14 protein-coding genes are annotated in these 15,553 nt (G+C 65.3%); 11 read left to right on the forward strand and 3 right to left on the reverse strand.

Annotated elements, in window-relative coordinates:
* The first annotated feature begins 225 nt into the window (after positions 1-225).
* The 4 genes from AC5WNJ_RS00140 to AC5WNJ_RS00155 all read left to right on the forward strand — a co-directional run bounded on the left by AC5WNJ_RS00140 (position 226) and on the right by AC5WNJ_RS00155 (position 5,162).
* A complete protein-coding gene (locus tag AC5WNJ_RS00140) occupies positions 226-867 on the forward strand; it encodes a UPF0149 family protein (protein WP_495930301.1) in 642 nt (213 codons plus the stop codon).
* Positions 868-1,046: 179 nt separating this feature from the next.
* On the forward strand, positions 1,047-2,390 hold the full coding sequence (gene pepP / locus AC5WNJ_RS00145) for a Xaa-Pro aminopeptidase (protein ID WP_495930302.1): 1,344 nt from the start codon (positions 1,047-1,049) through the stop codon (positions 2,388-2,390).
* Positions 2,391-2,394: 4 nt separating this feature from the next.
* Positions 2,395-3,657, forward strand: a complete 1,263-nt coding sequence (ubiH, locus tag AC5WNJ_RS00150) for a 2-octaprenyl-6-methoxyphenyl hydroxylase (protein ID WP_495930303.1) — start codon at positions 2,395-2,397, stop codon at positions 3,655-3,657.
* Positions 3,658-3,848: 191 nt separating this feature from the next.
* Positions 3,849-5,162, forward strand: a complete 1,314-nt coding sequence (locus AC5WNJ_RS00155) for a UbiH/UbiF/VisC/COQ6 family ubiquinone biosynthesis hydroxylase (protein WP_495930304.1) — start codon at positions 3,849-3,851, stop codon at positions 5,160-5,162.
* A gap of 219 nt (positions 5,163-5,381) precedes the next feature.
* On the opposite strand, the gene AC5WNJ_RS00160 is transcribed toward AC5WNJ_RS00155, so the two are convergent.
* The 3 genes from AC5WNJ_RS00160 to gpmI form a co-directional block, all read right to left on the reverse strand.
* Entirely contained in the window at positions 5,382-6,767 is a 1,386-nt protein-coding gene (locus AC5WNJ_RS00160) for a S41 family peptidase (protein WP_495931016.1), read from the reverse strand.
* Positions 6,768-7,002: 235 nt separating this feature from the next.
* Complete coding sequence (locus AC5WNJ_RS00165; protein WP_043331626.1) at positions 7,003-8,172, reverse strand: murein hydrolase activator EnvC family protein; 1,170 nt, start codon at positions 8,170-8,172, stop codon at positions 7,003-7,005.
* 118 nt (positions 8,173-8,290) lie between these two features.
* Positions 8,291-9,853, reverse strand: coding sequence for a 2,3-bisphosphoglycerate-independent phosphoglycerate mutase (gene gpmI / locus AC5WNJ_RS00170; RefSeq protein WP_176675851.1), 1,563 nt, complete (start codon positions 9,851-9,853; stop codon positions 8,291-8,293).
* Between the two features lie 437 nt (positions 9,854-10,290).
* On the opposite strand from gpmI, the gene AC5WNJ_RS00175 reads away from it, so the two are divergent.
* The 7 genes from AC5WNJ_RS00175 (at position 10,291) to ruvX (ending at position 15,479) form a co-directional block, all read left to right on the forward strand.
* A complete protein-coding gene (locus AC5WNJ_RS00175; RefSeq protein WP_176675852.1) occupies positions 10,291-10,710 on the forward strand; it encodes a rhodanese-like domain-containing protein in 420 nt (139 codons plus the stop codon).
* Positions 10,711-10,836: 126 nt separating this feature from the next.
* Positions 10,837-11,340, forward strand: a complete 504-nt coding sequence (secB, locus tag AC5WNJ_RS00180; RefSeq protein WP_176675853.1) for a protein-export chaperone SecB — start codon at positions 10,837-10,839, stop codon at positions 11,338-11,340.
* 165 nt (positions 11,341-11,505) lie between these two features.
* Positions 11,506-12,252 (forward strand): 16S rRNA (uracil(1498)-N(3))-methyltransferase, encoded by a 747-nt coding sequence (locus tag AC5WNJ_RS00185; protein ID WP_253063422.1) that lies wholly within the window; start codon positions 11,506-11,508, stop codon positions 12,250-12,252.
* Between the two features lie 212 nt (positions 12,253-12,464).
* The gene (gene gshB / locus AC5WNJ_RS00190; RefSeq protein ID WP_495930305.1) at positions 12,465-13,436 is read left to right on the forward strand and encodes a glutathione synthase; all 972 of its coding nucleotides are present in this window, start codon (positions 12,465-12,467) and stop codon (positions 13,434-13,436) included.
* 107 nt (positions 13,437-13,543) lie between these two features.
* Complete coding sequence (locus tag AC5WNJ_RS00195) at positions 13,544-14,458, forward strand: energy transducer TonB (RefSeq protein ID WP_495930306.1); 915 nt, start codon at positions 13,544-13,546, stop codon at positions 14,456-14,458.
* 15 nt (positions 14,459-14,473) lie between these two features.
* Positions 14,474-15,031, forward strand: a complete 558-nt coding sequence (locus AC5WNJ_RS00200; RefSeq protein ID WP_043331610.1) for a YqgE/AlgH family protein — start codon at positions 14,474-14,476, stop codon at positions 15,029-15,031.
* Complete coding sequence (gene ruvX, locus AC5WNJ_RS00205) at positions 15,024-15,479, forward strand: Holliday junction resolvase RuvX (RefSeq protein WP_054556397.1); 456 nt, start codon at positions 15,024-15,026, stop codon at positions 15,477-15,479. Before AC5WNJ_RS00200 ends, ruvX begins: the two co-directional genes overlap by 8 nt.
* The last annotated feature ends 74 nt before the right edge of the window (positions 15,480-15,553 follow it).

Consider the following 15,553-nt stretch of genomic DNA (forward strand, 5'->3'; position numbering starts at 1 on the left):
GATTGATGCCGACGTCCTGCTGTCAATGCGTCACCGTCGCAGTCAGGACGGCAAGCCAGAAGGAGGGCCAGTGCGGTAAGATGGGGCATTCTCGAGCCACTATAGAGAGCCGCTTCTGGAGGGTCAACGCGCCGCGCGGCGCGGCTGCCTTGTGTTGCAGCACATCCTTCAGATGCCATTCTCCCGCTACAGAACCACTTCTCACTGACTCAATGGGGCCGCATCATGGCGATCATCAACGATACCTTCGACTTCTCGCTCGTCGCTGACCACTTCCTGGCTCACGGCAGTCTCAACAATCCCTCCTTCCTCGACGGTCAGCTGGTAGCCGCCCTGGCGCTGGATGACATCAGTGCCGAGGATTGGCTGGCGCGTGTCTGCGCCTCGCTGGGGGTCGAGCAACCGGCCACGCGTGAAGCAGGTGAAGTCTTCCTTACCTGGCGTACGCGCAATCAGGAGCGTCTGGCCGCCAGCGAGATGAGCTTCGAGCCGCTGCTGCCGGATGACATGTTCTCGCTGGCCGAACGTGGTCAGAGCCTGCGCGAATGGACGCTGGGCTTCCAGGAAGAACTGGCCGGTGCCGATGACGATGTCCGCAGTGGCTGGGGTCAGGCGCTCAAGGATGCGCTGAGCGATGTCGAAGCCATCTCGAGTGGCCTAGCCAACGCCGAAGACCTCGACGACGACAACACCGAGGACGAGGCCGACCTGTTCGCGCTGGCTGACCATGTGCGCATGGCGGCCTTGCTGTTGTATACCGAGCAGCACCCGGGCAACCCGGACGTCGAGAAGCCCAGCGATGACCAGCTGCCGGAAGGCGGTCTCGAGGGAAGCCTTGGCGTCAGCTCGCGTACCGATACCCACTGAGTCAGTATCTGTAGCATCAGTATCTGCTCAGCCGCTAGCCACTGAATAGAAGGTCACCCACCACTTGCGCCGCGTCTGACGCAGGGCTGGTGCAAGAGGGCGGGTGACCCCATCTACAGCATCACGCCTGTTTGTCACTCGAACGCGCCATGCCCGGCGGGTTCTCGACGGAGATTGCCATGACTGCCCCAGCCATCCTGCCCGCACCTGCTGCCCTGACGGCAGAGGATTTTCGTGCACGCCGCCAGCGCCTGATCGCGCAGCTGCCGCAGGGGGCTGCCGCATTGGTGGTCTCTTCGGGCCTGGCCCAGCGCAACCGCGACAGTGAATACAGCTTCCGTCAGAACAGCGACTTCCACTATCTGACCGGCTGGCCGGAACCCGAGGCCGCCTTGCTGTTGCTGCCCGGGCGCGCCGAAGGCGAGAGCGTGCTGTTCTGTCAGGAGAAGGACCCGCTGGCCGAAGCCTGGACCGGCATCCGCATCGGTGCCGAGGGTGCCGTCGCCACGGCAGGCTTCGATCAGGCCTTCACCAATGAGGCCCGTGATGAGGTGATGGCCAGCCTGCTGGATGGCCGCGAGCGTCTCTATGTGCTGTTCGAGGATGATGAAGCTCTGGCGCTGGCTCAAGCGCTGCGCGATGAGCTGGCGGCAGCGGTGCGGCGTGGAGCCCGGCCGCCGGTAGCGTTCGAGGACCTCGCGCCGTTGCTGCATGAGCAGCGCTTGATCAAGGATGAGCGTGAACTGGCGCTGATGCGCCACGCCGCCGAGATTTCCGCGCGCGCGCATGTGCGTGCGATGCAGATCAGCCGTCCCGGCCTGCACGAGTATCATCTGCAGGCCGAGATCGAGCATGAATTCCAGTGGCAGGGCGCGCCGGCCCCGGCCTACACCAGCATCGTCGGGGCGGGTGTGAATGCCTGTGTGCTGCACTACATCGAGAATCGCGCGCCGCTGGAGAATGGTCAGCTGGTGCTGATCGATGCCGGCGCCGAGTACGCCCTGTATGCCGGCGACATCACGCGTACCTTCCCGGTCAATGGCCGCTTCAGTGAGCCGCAGCGCCGTCTGTACGAGATCGTGCTCAAGGCCCAGGAGCGCGCGGTGGCCGCCGTGGTGCCGGGTGCAACGTTGGTGGGCATTCACCAACAGGTGGTGCATGACCTGACCACGGGGCTGGTCGAACTGGGCCTGTTGCAGGGCGAGGTCGAGGAATTGATCGAGAGCGATGCCTACCGTCGCTTCTATCTGCACTCCACCTCGCATTGGCTGGGGCTGGATGTGCACGATGTTGGCAGCTATCGCGAAGCGGGTGAGCCGCGTCCGCTGGTGCCGGGCATGGTGCTGACCATCGAGCCGGGTCTCTACATTCCGCAGGACGCCGACATTCCTGCCGAATATCGCGGCATCGGCATTCGCATCGAGGACGACGTCGCGGTGACTGCCGCTGGCCACGAGGTGTTGAGCCATGGCGTGCCCAAGTCCGTCGAGGCCATCGAGGCGCTGATGCGCGCGGAGGCCTGACGCCATGAGCGAGCCTGAAGCCATGAGCGGGCGTGATGCCGAACACTTCGACATCGTGATCATCGGCGGCGGTCTGGTGGGTGCCAGCCTGGCCTGTGCGCTGGCGCCGCTGATGGCGCGTGTGGCCGACGAGAAGGGCCGTGAGGCCGCAGCGTTGCGTGTCGCCGTGATCGAGGCCAATGAGCTGCCCGCGGCGACGGCAGACGCCCAGCGCTTCCAGCCCAGTTTCGATGCACGTGCCAGCGCCATCGCGGCGGGCTCACGCCAGCGGTTCACCGCCTTCGGGGTCTGGGAGGCGATGTGCGAGCACGCCACGCCGATTCGCACCATCCATGTCAGTGAGCGCGGCCACCTGGGCGCGACACGCATGCGAGCCTCCGAACTCGAGGTAGCCGCGCTCGGCCACGTGATTCCCAATGCCTGGATGGGGCAGGTGCTGCATCGCCAGCTAGCCGAGCTGCCGCTGGCCTGGTATTGCCCGGCGCGCGTGGCAGAAATCGCTGTCACGGCACAAGGCCATCGCCTCACGCTCGAGGATGGTCGTCTGATCGAGGCTGAGCTGACCGTGCTGGCGGATGGCGGTCGTTCCGGGCTCAAGGAGCGCCTCGGCATCCACAGTGCGGCGCAGGACTATGAGCAGCATGCCTTGATCGCCACGGTGGAGATGAGCCAGCCTCACCTGGGGGTCGCCTACGAGCGCTTTACCAGTGAAGGCCCGATGGCGCTGCTGCCGCTGGCCGGCAAGCGCATGGAGCTGGTGTGGACTCGCTCGCCCGCTGACACGGAAAGCCTGATGATGCTGCCCGACAGCGACTTCCTGCAGGCGCTGCAGCGCGCCTTCGGTGAACGCGCCGGCCGCTTTCGCCGCGTCGGGCAACGCCACGCCTATCCGCTGTCGTTGGTGCGTGCCAGCGAAGGCACGCGCCCCGGCCTTGCGGTGCTCGGCAATGCCGCCCACGCACTGCACCCGGTGGCAGGGCAGGGCTTCAATCTGGCGCTGCGCGGCGTGACCGACCTGGTCGCGGCCATCGAGGCGGGCCTGACGCGTGGCGAGTCGCCGGGGGCCACCAGCGTGCTGAGTGACTTCGAGGAGCGGCGCGGCGCGGATCGCGACAATGTGGTGCTGTTCAGCGATGGCTTGATCCGCCTGTTCGGGGTCGAGAGTCGCTGGCTGGGGCATGCACGGGCAGCGGGCCTGATCGGGCTCAATCTGGTCTCGCCGCTCAAGCGCTTGTTGGCCAGACGCTCGATGGGCATTGAGCGCTGAGATTGGTGGGCACTCACTGACTTGGCTCGTGGGCAGAGCCTCGCAGGCAGGGCGTCACTGACAGGGCCTCACTGACAGCACCTTGGTGTCGAGCCACGCGACGGGGCTTCGAAATCAGGGCACGAGATTGGTCTTCGAGATCAGGCTACGAGACTGAACTTCGAGACAGTACTACGAGACAGGGAGCAGGCATGAAGGACGGTCGATCAGCAGGTAGCGCACATGACGCCGATGTCGCCATCGTCGGTGCCGGTATCGTCGGTGCCACCCTGGCACTGCTGCTGGGGCAGGCGGGACTGCGGGTCATGCTGGTCGAGGGGCGTGAGTCCGCGACCCGCTGGCAGCCAGATAGCGCCCCCGAGTCACGGGTGAGTGCATTGACGCCGGTCTCTCAGCAGCTGTTGAGCGGTCTGGGTGTGTGGCCGACGATCGCCGCCAGTCGCCTGATGCCCTATACCGGCATGCAGGTGTGGGACGCAGAGGGCAATGGCGAGATCCAGTTCAGCGCCGAGGACAGTGGCGTGCCGGTGCTGGGGCATATCGTCGAGAACCGGGTCACGCTCGCCGCGCTGGAGCAGGCCATCGATGCCTGCCCAGCGATCACGCGCTGCTTCGGGGCGCGTGTGGCAGGCATGGCACTGCCACGCTCGGGCGCTACATCGGTAGTGAATGCTTACCAGCTCGACGAGGCGGAAGCGACCAGCCTGACGCTGACCGATGGCCGGACAGTCACCGCGGCGCTGGTGGTCGCGGCGGATGGTGCGCGCTCACGGCTGCGCGAGCTGGCCGGGATCGCCACGCGGGAACACGACACCGGCCAGGTCGCGCTGGTGGCCACGGTGCGCACCGAACTCGCGCATCAGGCCGTCGCGCGTCAGCGCTTCCTGCCGACCGGGCCGCTGGCCTTCCTGCCGCTGGCCGTCAATGACGCCCTCGAGGGAGCCTCGGCTGCAGAGCGGCATTGCTCCATCGTGTGGTCGACTACGCCAGAAGAGGCCGAGCGCCTGCTGGCACTGTCACCGGCGGCCTTCTGTAGTGAGCTGGAAGACGCCTTTGAAGGTCAGCTCGGCGCCATCGAATGGGCGAGTGAGCGCTTCAGTTTCCCGCTGCATCAGCGCCACGCCGAAGACTATGTGCTGCCGGGGCTGGCGCTGGTGGGGGATGCTGCGCATGCCATTCACCCGCTGGCAGGGCAGGGCGTCAATCTGGGTTTGATGGATGTGGCGGTGTTGGCAGACGAGCTGCTGGCAGGACATCGCCGCGGGGTGGCGCTTGGCGACGAGCGCTGGCTGGCGCGCTATCGCCGCCGGCGTCGCAGCGACAATGCCATGATGCTCAAGATGATGGATGGCTTCCGGCTGTTGTTCGGCAGCCGTCAGCCGGGCGTGCGGCTGCTGCGCAACTTCGGGCTTGGTTTCGTCGACGGCCAGGGCGAGCTGAAGCGTATCCTGATGCGTCAGGCGATGGGGCAGCGGGGTGAGTTGCCCGCCAGCTGCAAGCCGTAACAAGAGTGAAGATGATGTAGTGTCTGTGCCGTCGGGTATGTGAGCGCCAACTATCATTGCTTGGGCACAGGTGGTCACAGGATGGCCGATCGCTGCCACACATGCCGCTATATGCCTCTATACAAGTGCGCATGTCATGCCCCCTGCAACGACAAGGCCCCGCCAGATGGCGGGGCCTTGTCGTTGTGGCCTGATGATCAAACGATCATGGCGTGAGGCTTACTCGTCGCTTGTGGGCACGGTGGCCTTGAGTGCCGCGCTGCGCCCCAGCACGTTCATGCCCTTGAGCAGATTGAGCGCTTCACCCAGCTGATAGTCGCTTTCCGCCACCACCGGGCTGTCGGGTGCCTTGCTGCTGGCGGACTCGCTGGCGGCGTTGGCATTGTCGAGGCGCCCGTCGAGGTCTGCCTCGCGCACGCTGAAGTCACGTCGCGTGTCGCGCTCGAGACGGCCTCGCACGACCTCGACATCCGGGCGTATGCCCTCGGCCTGGATTGAACGACCGCTGGGCGTGAAGTAGAGCGCGGTGGTCAGCTTGAGCCCATCGCCATTGCCCAGCGGCATCACCGTCTGGACCGAGCCCTTGCCGAAGCTGTCGGTGCCCATGATGATGGCGCGGTGTTGATCCTGCAGCGCGCCGGACACGATTTCCGCGGCCGAGGCCGTGCCGCCATTGATCAGCACCACCAGCGGGGTGTCGCCCGCCGGGGTATCGGGCTTGGCCGAGAAGGACAGCTCGCTGTCGGGCAGGCGGCCTTCGGTGTAGACGATGCGGCCACTGGACAGGAACAGGTCACTGATCTCGACGGCGGCCGAGAGAAGCCCGCCGGGGTTGTTGCGCAGATCCAGCACCAGCCCCTTGAGCGGCTCGCCATCATTGTCTTCCCGCAGTCTGGCCAGAGCCGTGTGGGCCTCGTCACCGGTCGCGCTCTGGAACTGGCTGATGCGCAGATAGCCATAGCCCGGGTCCAGCAGGCGCTGACTGACGCTGCTGCTCTTGATGATGGCGCGTTCCAGCACCACTTCGCGCGGCATGTCGGCGCCCTCGGACAGAATCAGCAGCCGAATGCGAGAGCCTGCCTCACCGCGCATCAACTTGACCGACTCCGACATCGACAGGCCGTCCAGCGGCGTATTGTCGATCTTGAGGATGACGTCTCGCGGCTGCAGGCCCGCGCGCGCCGCCGGGGTGTCGTCGATGGGGGCGATGACGGTCAGCTGGCCATCGTCGCCGGTGCCGACCTCGATACCGATGCCGCCAAACTCGCCATCGGTATTCTCGCGCAGGTCCTGCCAGTCTTCCTGATCCAGATAGGCGGAGTGCGGGTCCAGCCCTTCGAGCATGCCGCGCATGGCATTCTTGAGCAGCGTGCGGTCATCGACCTGATCGACGTAGGTGCGCTTGATGCGCTCGAAGACCTCGGCAAAGGTGCGCAGCTCATCCAGCGGCAGGTCCGTGCCCTGACGGGCATCCTGAGCGCTGTCGGCCGGTGAGGTGACATCTTCTGCACTGGCCGGCAGTCCGCCACCCAGCAGGGCAAGGCTCAGCGGCACGCTGACCGTCAGCTGACGCAGGCGGCGCGGGGCAGGACGGAACGGCGACATTGCAGACATGCGATTTCCTTCTCGACGGATACTGACTCGACTGGTACCGAAATGCGCTGAGCGCCGGGGCCGGATGTCGAGGCATGGCAGGGGGAACACCGCCCAGCATGCTCGCAGTCACAGGCTACTGCGAGCATATCCCGCGCGAGTGCCTGGCGACTAGCCCGCTGGCTAGCGGTAGCATTCAGCGCTGGCTGACTATCAGACGCTGCGCGAGGTGCCGCTGCCAGGCACTTCAGCGGCGCGAGAGCCAGCGACTCGGGTCTGTCGGCTGACCGCTGCGGCGCACTTCGAAATAGAGCGCCGGGCCATCACGCCCGCCGCTGCTGCCGACACTACCCAGCTGCTGGCCGCGTGACAGGCTGTCGCCCGGACCCACGCTGAAGCTTGCCAGGTGGGCGTAGAGCGTCAGCACATTGTCACCGTGATCGAGTATCAGCAGGTTGCCATAGCCACGCATCCAGTCCGCGAAGACCACGCGACCGGCGTGCGGCGCCGTGACGGCGGTGCCCTGAGTCGCGCGAATCAACACGCCATCACGGTTGACGCCCTCGCCACGCCCATAGGCGGAGATCACCTTGCCCGGCGCCGGCCAATCCATCTTGCCCATCGCACGCGTGATGCGGGTCTTGGGTGGCGGCGCGCTCTTGATCGACTTGAGGCGCTTCTCGAGGGTCTGGATCAGCTGATTGGCATGCGCGCGGTCCTGGTCCAGTTCGGCGATCTTCGCCTCATGGCTGGCATAGCGCGCATCCAGCTTGCGCAGCAGGGCAGCGCGTTCATTCTGTTGCGCGATCAGCTGACTGGCCTGCCGCTTGAGTCCTGCCTGCACGTCATCCAGGCGTGTCTGGCGGGCCAGCAGTTGCGCGCGGGTGTCGGCCAGTGACTGGTTCAGCTCGGCCAGGCGCTCCAGCGCTGCGCGTCGTGATTCGCTCAGGTGGTTCAGATAGACCTGCAGGCGCTCAAGACGTGCGGGATCATCCTGATTGAGCAGCAATTTCAGTTCAGGCTGACGACCGAGGCGATAGAGGGCGGCCATCTCTTCGGCGACCGCCGCCTTCTGGGCCGTCTGCTGCTGACTGAGGGCTTCACGCTTGCGCGTCAGTGCCACCAGCTGCTGCTTGATGTCATCGCGCTCATCCTCGAGCTTGCCGGTCTGCTGGCGCGTGGCGTTGAGCTGGCGCTCGATCTTCTCCAGCCCGTTGCGGGTGTCGCTGCGCCGCGCTGCCGTGGCCTTGAGCTCGCCCTGCATCGCCTGGATCTCGCGCTTGAGGCGCTTGAGGTCTTCCTGGGAGGCCTGCTTCTTCTGGGTCAGGGTGGCGGTGTCGTCAGCGGCCTGCGCGGTGGTCGCCACCACGGGGCCGAGTGCCAGCGGGGCGAGACTCAGCAGCCAGGCAGACAGCACAACGCCGGAGACTCGGCTCCGGCGCTTGAAGATTCGGGGGCGGTCGCCCAGCCCGAGCGGCTTGCTCGGGCTGGGCGAGAGGCACGACGCACCGAAGGGTGCGCCATGCAGCCTGCTATCAGGCCTCGGCATAATCGACCAGCACCTTGCCATCCATCTCTTCCGGCACCGACTGGCCCATCATGGTCAGCAGGGTCGGGGCGAGATCGCACAGACGCCCGTCGGCGGCCAGCTTGGCATCGCGCTGCGTCACGTAGATCAGCGGCACCTCGAAGGTGGTGTGCGCGGTCTGCGGGTTGCCGGTTTCCGGGTGCACCATCTGCTCGGCGTTGCCGTGGTCGGCGGTGATCAGGCATTCGCCCCCGACCTTCTCCAGCGCCTCGACCACGCGCGCCACGCATTTGTCGAGGAACTCGACGGCCTGGACGGCGGCGTCGAACTTGCCGGTGTGGCCGACCATGTCGCCGTTGGCGTAGTTGCAGACGATGAGGTCGTAGCTGCCGGACTCGATGGCTTCCACCAGCTTGTCGGTGACTTCGCCGGCGCTCATTTCCGGCTTCTCGTCGTAGGTCTTCACGTCCTGCGGGGACGGCACGAGGATGCGCGTCTCGCCGGGATATTCCTCTTCGCGACCACCGGAGAAGAAGAAAGTGACGTGCGCATACTTCTCGGTCTCGGCGATGCGCAGCTGGGTCAGGCCACGGTCGGACACGACCTCCCCCAGGGTATTGTGCAGCTCGGTCGGCGGGAAGGCTGCCGGCGCCGGGATGTCGGCGGCGTACTGGGTCATCATCACCAGGCCGTCGTGGGCCAGCTTGGGCGGCGTGCGCTCGAAGCCTGCGAAGTCCGGCTCGACGAAGGCGCGGGTCAGCTCGCGGGCACGGTCGGCGCGGAAGTTCATGAAGATGGCCGCATCGCCTTCCTGCATGGCGACGGAATCGCCGATACGGGTGGCGGTCACGAATTCATCGGTCTCGTCGCGCTCGTAGGCGGCAGCCAGCCCGGCGACGCCGGTGGCGGCTTCATGCTCGGCTTCGCCGTTGGCGATCAGGCGGTAGGCCTGCTCGACGCGGTCCCAGCGGTTGTCGCGGTCCAGTGCGAAGTAGCGACCGACCAGCGTGGCGACACGGCCGTCTTCCAGGCCCAGACCCGCGAGGTGTTCATCGGCACGCACGATGGAGGCCTCGGCGCTCTTGGGCGCGGTGTCACGGCCATCGGTGATGGCGTGGATATAGATGCGCGTGGCGCCCCGCTCGGCGGCCAGGTCGGCCATGGCCAGGGTGTGGTCTTCGTGGGAGTGGACGCCACCCGGTGACAGCAGGCCGATCAGGTGCACGGCACGCCCAGCCTTGACGGCGGCATCGATGGGCGCGGTCAGGACGTCATTGTCCTTGAGGGCATTCTCACGCACCGCCTTGGTGATGCGCGTGAAGTCCTGATAGACGATGCGTCCGGCACCGAGGTTCATGTGGCCGACTTCGGAGTTGCCCATCTGGCCGTCCGGCAGGCCGACGAAGCCACCATCGGTGTGAATCAGTTCGCTGGGATATTCACGACGCAGGCGGTCCATCACCGGCGTGTCGGCAGCGAGGATGGCGTTGTCCTTCTCCTCTTCGCTGTGACCGTAGCCGTCCAGAATGATTAGGGCGACGGGACGCGGACCTTGTGCTTGAGCTGCCATGACTTCCTCGCTGTGATGACGAATGATCTGGGGTGAGCAGGGGCCGGGATACCAGGATGATGCTCGGCGGGTGACACATCATGCAGCTGTCATGTCCTGTGGCCATGCTGTGGCGCATCCGCGAGGCGGAGACGACATGACATGTAGTGATAAAACTACCTGCTCGTTCTGCCCTCTATTAGAGGGGTGGTAAGGTGCCGAGTGCAAGTGTCGCAAGTGTATCGCCGGGATTGGGTCGCGCTATCGGTGGATCGCTCCGGCCTGACTGAGCCGACAGCAGCCGGCGCATCGCCCGGCTACGCCTTTTTGATGCCATGCAGCGGCATTCATGCTTGGGCCTGTCATGTATAATGCTGGCTCCGTTACCTCAGGTAGCGGTCTATTTCCTTTGCCGCGTACGCGTCGGCATGCACGTCACAGCGGAGTTAGCCCGTCTCATGATCGAACAGCTGCTTCAGTTCGCGCAGAATCATCCCTTGCTGGTCGGCGCCTTCATTGCCCTGCTGGTCGCCCTCATCGTCATGGAAACCATGCGTGGCAACCACGGTGTCAGCGTCAGCGAGGCCACGCGACTGGTCAATCGCGAAGAGGGTGTCTTCATCGACATCCGCGACAGCAAGGAATTCAAGGCCGGTCATATCGCCGGTGCCGTCAATGTTCCCAGCAGTCAGCTGTCCAGCGAGACCACTCCGCTGGCCAAGTACAAGGAACGCCCGGTGATCATCGTCTGCAAGCACGGCCAGACGGCGGGACCGCTGGTGGCTCGCCTCGAGAAAGATGGCTTCAAGCAGGCCGTCAAGCTCAAGGGCGGCATGGGCCAGTGGGAAGCCGACAGCCTGCCGGTCGTGACTCGCTGAGTCGCAGGCTCGCTCGCCGAGTGTCTGCCAGCTGTCATTGCCTCCGCTGGCTGGGCAAGTTTGCGGGCCTGCTGGAAGCCGGCTCGCAACCAAGAATAAATCTCCGAACCCTCAAGGATATGTCTCATGGCTGAAGAACAGAACGCACAGGCTGCAGCAGGTGCAGAACAGGCTCAGGAACAGCTCCAGTTTGCCCTGCAGCGCATCTACGTGAAGGACGTGTCCTTCGAAGCCCCAAATTCTCCGGCGGTCTTCTCCCAGCCGTTCCAGCCGAAGGTCGCGCTGGAGCTGGACACCGAGCATCAGCAGGTCGGTGAAGAGCTGTTTGAAGTCGCCATCAAGGTCACCGCTCAGGTCACCAACGGCGAAGACAAGACCACTGCCTTCCTGGCGGAAGTCGAGCAGGCTGGTTTGTTCCGTATCGCTGGCCTGTCTGCCGAGCAGCTGGACCACACCCTGGGCGCCTTCTGCCCGAACGTGCTGTTCCCGTATGCCCGCGAAGCCATCGACAACCTGGTCAACCGTGGCAGCTTCCCTCCGCTGATGCTGGCCCCGGTCAACTTCGAGGCCATGTACGCGCAGCGCAAGCAGCGTGAAGCCCAGGGCGCCGCCGAGGCGACCGCTCACTGATCAGTGAGCCGGCCTTGATTGGCCACATGACAGGTACGACCAGCGACGGGCCCCAGTGGCCCGTCGCTGCGTTTCTGAGCGACAATGACCGCCGCCTTGCCTGCGATGCTGCATCGACTCATCGCGGTTCTCTTTCACTGCTTCTTAGTCCGCGAGACCCCGTCCATGGCCATCCGTCTGCACTGCCCCGATCTTGATCTCAATGTCAGCGCCGGGGTGTCCTTCGCGCTCCCTGAGGGGCCTGCACGTCATCTCGGGCTGGTGCTGCGCGCCAAGGTTGGCAGTGAGGCGCAGCTGTTCGATGGCCGTGGCCAAGAGGTGCGCGTGGTGCTGGAGGAGGTGACCCGCAAGGGCGTCAGCGTGCAGGTGATCGAGGCGGTGCCCAATGATCGCGAGGCACCGCTGGCGGTGCATCTTGGGCAGGCGATCTCCAAGGGCGATCGCATGGATTACGCCATCCAGAAGGCCTGTGAGATGGGCGTAGCTGCCATCACGCCACTCTATACCGCGCGTGGCGACGTCAAGCTCAAGGGCGAGCGCGCCGACAAGAAGCTGGCGCACTGGCAGGGCGTGGCGGCCAGCGCCTGCGAACAGTGCGGAAGAAGTGTCGTGCCGGTCGTGCATGCCCCGGTGGCGATGACGCAGTGGCTGGCCGAGCGTGATGAGCCGCTGCGCCTGATTCTGCAGCCGGGCGGTGCCGAGGCGCTGAACGTGGCCGAGGCCGAGGGCGGCGTGGCCCGCGCCAGCCTGCTGATCGGACCGGAAGGCGGCTTCACGCAGGAGGAGGTGGCAGAAGCGGCCGCCGCCGGTTGTGAGGTGCTCGGCCTGGGGCCGCGTATCCTGCGCACCGAGACGGCGCCGGTGGTGGCGCTGACCTTGCTCCAGCAGCGATTTGGTGACCTGCCGCGCTGATCTCCCCTCATCGGGCACCCGGGCGGAATTGTTGATCTGCCGGCAACACAGCGTGCGCCGGCAAGGGCGTTTCGCCAGTGGTGAGCAGCACGGCGCTGCTGCATACTTGTCCCATCGCTCCCGCGCCATGGTGTCATGTCGCGACGGGAGTCTCCGTTATCCCCGCTGCCGGCCGCGTGCCGGGCTGGCAGTGTCGTCACAAGGTTGCCTCAATGACTGCTCGCAAGCTCAAGATCGGCGTGGTGATGGACCCGATGTCCAGCGTCGCCTACAAGAAGGACACCACTCTGGCCATGTTGTGGGCCGCCAGCCAGCGTGGCTGGTCGCTGCACTATATCGAGCAGGAAGATCTCTATCTCGAGAATGGTCGCGCCATGGGCCGGATGCGTGATCTGGAGGTCTACCACGACCCGGACAACTTCCATCAGCTGGGCGAGGTCGTCGCGACTCCGCTGGCCGAGCTTGACGTGATCCTGATGCGCAAGGATCCGCCCGTCGACGAACACTTCCTGAATGCCGTTCACCTGCTGGGCTTTGCCGAGCGGGAAGGCGTGCTGGTGGTCAATCCGACGGCCGCGCTGCAGACCTGCAACGAGAAGCTCTTCGCTCAGCAGTTCCCGCAGTGCATCCCGCCGACCACCGTGTCGGCCAACGACAAGGTGCTGCGTGCCTTCCATGCCGAGCATGGCAACGTGATCTTCAAGCCGCTGGATGGCATGGGTGGCAGCGGCATCTTCCACGTCGCCGAAGATGGCCGCAATCTCGGCTCGGTGATCGAGCAGCTGACGCTGCAGGGCACCCGTCAGATCATGGCCCAGCGTTATGTGCCGGAAATCAGCGCCGGCGATACGCGCATTCTGCTGGTGGATGGCGAACCGGTTCCGTTCGGCTTGGCGCGCATTCCGAGCGCCGGCGAGACGCGCGGCAACCTGGCGGCTGGCGGACGTGGTGAATCGCGTGAGCTGACTGACCGCGATTACTGGCTGATCGAGCAGGTCAAGCCGGTAGTGAAATCATTGGGTCTGATGTTCGTCGGCCTGGACGTGATCGGCGACTACATCACCGAGATCAACGTCACCAGCCCGACCTGCGTGCGCGAGATCGATACCCAGCGCGGCACTGATATCGCCGGTCTGTTGATGGATGCCATCGAAGCGCGTCTGGCGGCTCAGCCCTCCGCCTGAGCAACATCGCGGTGAGGCCGGCGCCAGTGGCTGACCCGCAATGGATTCGCAGTAAACGGCAGGGAAGCCGAAGCTGCCAATGAGGTTCCGTGGACAGGGAGTGGGGTATGGCAGCACCCGTCGAGTGGTGGGCAGGCAATCATGGCGTCACCGACCCGATCACCTATGTTCCGGTGACGCGGGGGCATCGCCGTGTGGTGGCATGGAGCGCGGCACTGGCTGTTCATGCCGTCATCGGCTGGTGGTTGCTGGGTAGCGGCCTGCTGACGCCGCCCGAGGTGCCGCCGATGCCCAAGCCGGTGATGCTCGATGTGACGCTGGTCAGTCAGGCCAGCGCCACTGCCGTCGACTCGCAGGTGGTGGCCGAGCAGGACCAGCAGGCCAGTGGCAGCGGGCGCGAGGCGGCGGTGCAGGCCGGGCCAACCAATCAGGTGCCCCCGCAGCCGGGCGAGCAGAGTGCGTCCGAGGCCAGCGAGCCGGCCGTGGCGCAAGCCCAGGCTCCGGCCACGCAGGCGCTGGTACTGCCGGAGCGCATCCCCGAGGTCATCGCGACCCAGCAGGCGTCGTCACAGCAGGTGGCGCGTTCCGAACTGCTGCCGGATACGCCGGACAACGAACAGCAGGCCAGCGAGCAGGACGTCCAGCGAGTCCAGGCCTCCGGCCAGTCACGAGAGGTGGTGGGCGACACCGCCTCACGGAAGGCGGCGCGTGCCTCGGCCCGCGCGCGCTATATCAACGACTGGACCGGCACGGTGCAAACGTTCGGCAACCAGTACTATCCGGCGCCTGCTCATCTGAGCGGCGAGCTGCGGATTCGCGCCGTCGTGCTGCCCAGCGGTCAGCTTGAGTTCGCGGAAGTGTTACAATCCTCGGGACATGCTGAACTCGACCAGGCGGCTCTGGATACGGTCTACGGCGCGGCTCCTTATGCGCCCTTTGATGAAAGTCTCAAGGGCATGAGCCAGCTGACCATCACCCGCATCTGGCGATTCGGCCCCGGCAACGATTCTGGCGCGCCCTGACGCCTCGGGAGGACCATGCAAAGTCTGCGAGACTATTTCCTGCTGGCGATGCCGCATCTCGATGATGACAATTTTTCCGGCTCGCTCAGTTACCTCTGTGATCATGATGACAAGGGCACCCTTGGTGTCATCGTCAACAAGCCGATCAAGCTGACCATGCGCGGTCTGTTCGAGCAGCTCGAGATTGCTGCCGACAGTTGTGAGCGCCTCGATGAGGTGGTCTATTACGGCGGCCCCGTCCACAAGGACCGCGGCTTCATCCTGCATCGCGGCAAGGCCAGTGAGTGGGATTCCAGCCTGCAGGTCACCGACGAGCTGGCGCTGACCACCTCGTTGGACATCCTGAAGGCGATCGCCGGCAACGAAGGCCCTGATGACTTCATGGTCTGCCTCGGCTGCGCTGGCTGGGAGCCGGACCAGCTCACCAACGAGCTGAAGGAGAACAGCTGGCTGATCGTCGAAGGCGACAGCGGCATCCTCTTCGATGCCGACAGTGAGTCCCGTCTCGAAGCGGCTGCCAGCAAGCTGGGCGTCGACATGAATCTGATGTCGCGGGAGATCGGGCATGGCTGAGCGGCAAGTCAGCCGTACGGCGCTGGCGTTCGACTTCGGCACGCGCCGTATCGGTGTCGCGGTGGGCACCGAGATGCTCGGCACCGCGACGCCTCTGGTACCGCTGCATGTGCGGGACGGCATTCCGGACTGGAATGTCGTCAATCGCCTGATCGAGGAATGGCAGCCCGACCTGTTCGTGGTCGGCCTGCCCCTTGAGCTGGATGGCAGCGAGACACTGATGTGCAGCCGAGCCCGCAAGTTCGGCAAGCGCCTGTATGGCCGCTACGGCAAGCCGCTGGAAATGTGGGACGAGCGTGGCTCCACCAAGGCGGCCAAGGGCTTGGCGCGCGAGCGCGGCCACCGCGGCAATTATCGCGATGATGGCGTGGACGGCCTCGCCGCTCAGCTGATTCTCGAGAGCTGGTTTGCAAGCCAGCGAGGCGAGGGCGACCTTGTCGGTTACTGAATACTCCACCCGCTTCCTTTCCGGAAGCGGGTTTTTTTTGTCTGTTTGCCGCCATCCGGCAGGGAAGATAGGAA

The organism is Cobetia sp. PDI-23MA (genome assembly GCF_059507735.1).

Bases quoted from the DNA above. Each gene is read 5' to 3' on its own strand.
- gpmI (WP_176675851.1), bottom strand. From the start codon at position 9,853: ATGGCAGCTCAAGCACAAGGTCCGCGTCCCGTCGCCCTAATCATTCTG.
- AC5WNJ_RS00155 (WP_495930304.1), top strand. From the start codon at position 3,849: ATGAAGGACGGTCGATCAGCAGGTAGCGCACATGACGCCGATGTCGCC.
- secB (WP_176675853.1), top strand. From the start codon at position 10,837: ATGGCTGAAGAACAGAACGCACAGGCTGCAGCAGGTGCAGAACAGGCT.
- ubiH (WP_495930303.1), top strand. From the start codon at position 2,395: ATGAGCGAGCCTGAAGCCATGAGCGGGCGTGATGCCGAACACTTCGAC.
- AC5WNJ_RS00195 (WP_495930306.1), top strand. From the start codon at position 13,544: ATGGCAGCACCCGTCGAGTGGTGGGCAGGCAATCATGGCGTCACCGAC.
- AC5WNJ_RS00160 (WP_495931016.1), bottom strand. From the start codon at position 6,767: ATGTCGCCGTTCCGTCCTGCCCCGCGCCGCCTGCGTCAGCTGACGGTC.
- ruvX (WP_054556397.1), top strand. From the start codon at position 15,024: ATGGCTGAGCGGCAAGTCAGCCGTACGGCGCTGGCGTTCGACTTCGGC.
- gshB (WP_495930305.1), top strand. From the start codon at position 12,465: ATGACTGCTCGCAAGCTCAAGATCGGCGTGGTGATGGACCCGATGTCC.
- AC5WNJ_RS00200 (WP_043331610.1), top strand. From the start codon at position 14,474: ATGCAAAGTCTGCGAGACTATTTCCTGCTGGCGATGCCGCATCTCGAT.
- AC5WNJ_RS00140 (WP_495930301.1), top strand. From the start codon at position 226: ATGGCGATCATCAACGATACCTTCGACTTCTCGCTCGTCGCTGACCAC.
- AC5WNJ_RS00185 (WP_253063422.1), top strand. From the start codon at position 11,506: ATGGCCATCCGTCTGCACTGCCCCGATCTTGATCTCAATGTCAGCGCC.
- AC5WNJ_RS00175 (WP_176675852.1), top strand. From the start codon at position 10,291: ATGATCGAACAGCTGCTTCAGTTCGCGCAGAATCATCCCTTGCTGGTC.
- pepP (WP_495930302.1), top strand. From the start codon at position 1,047: ATGACTGCCCCAGCCATCCTGCCCGCACCTGCTGCCCTGACGGCAGAG.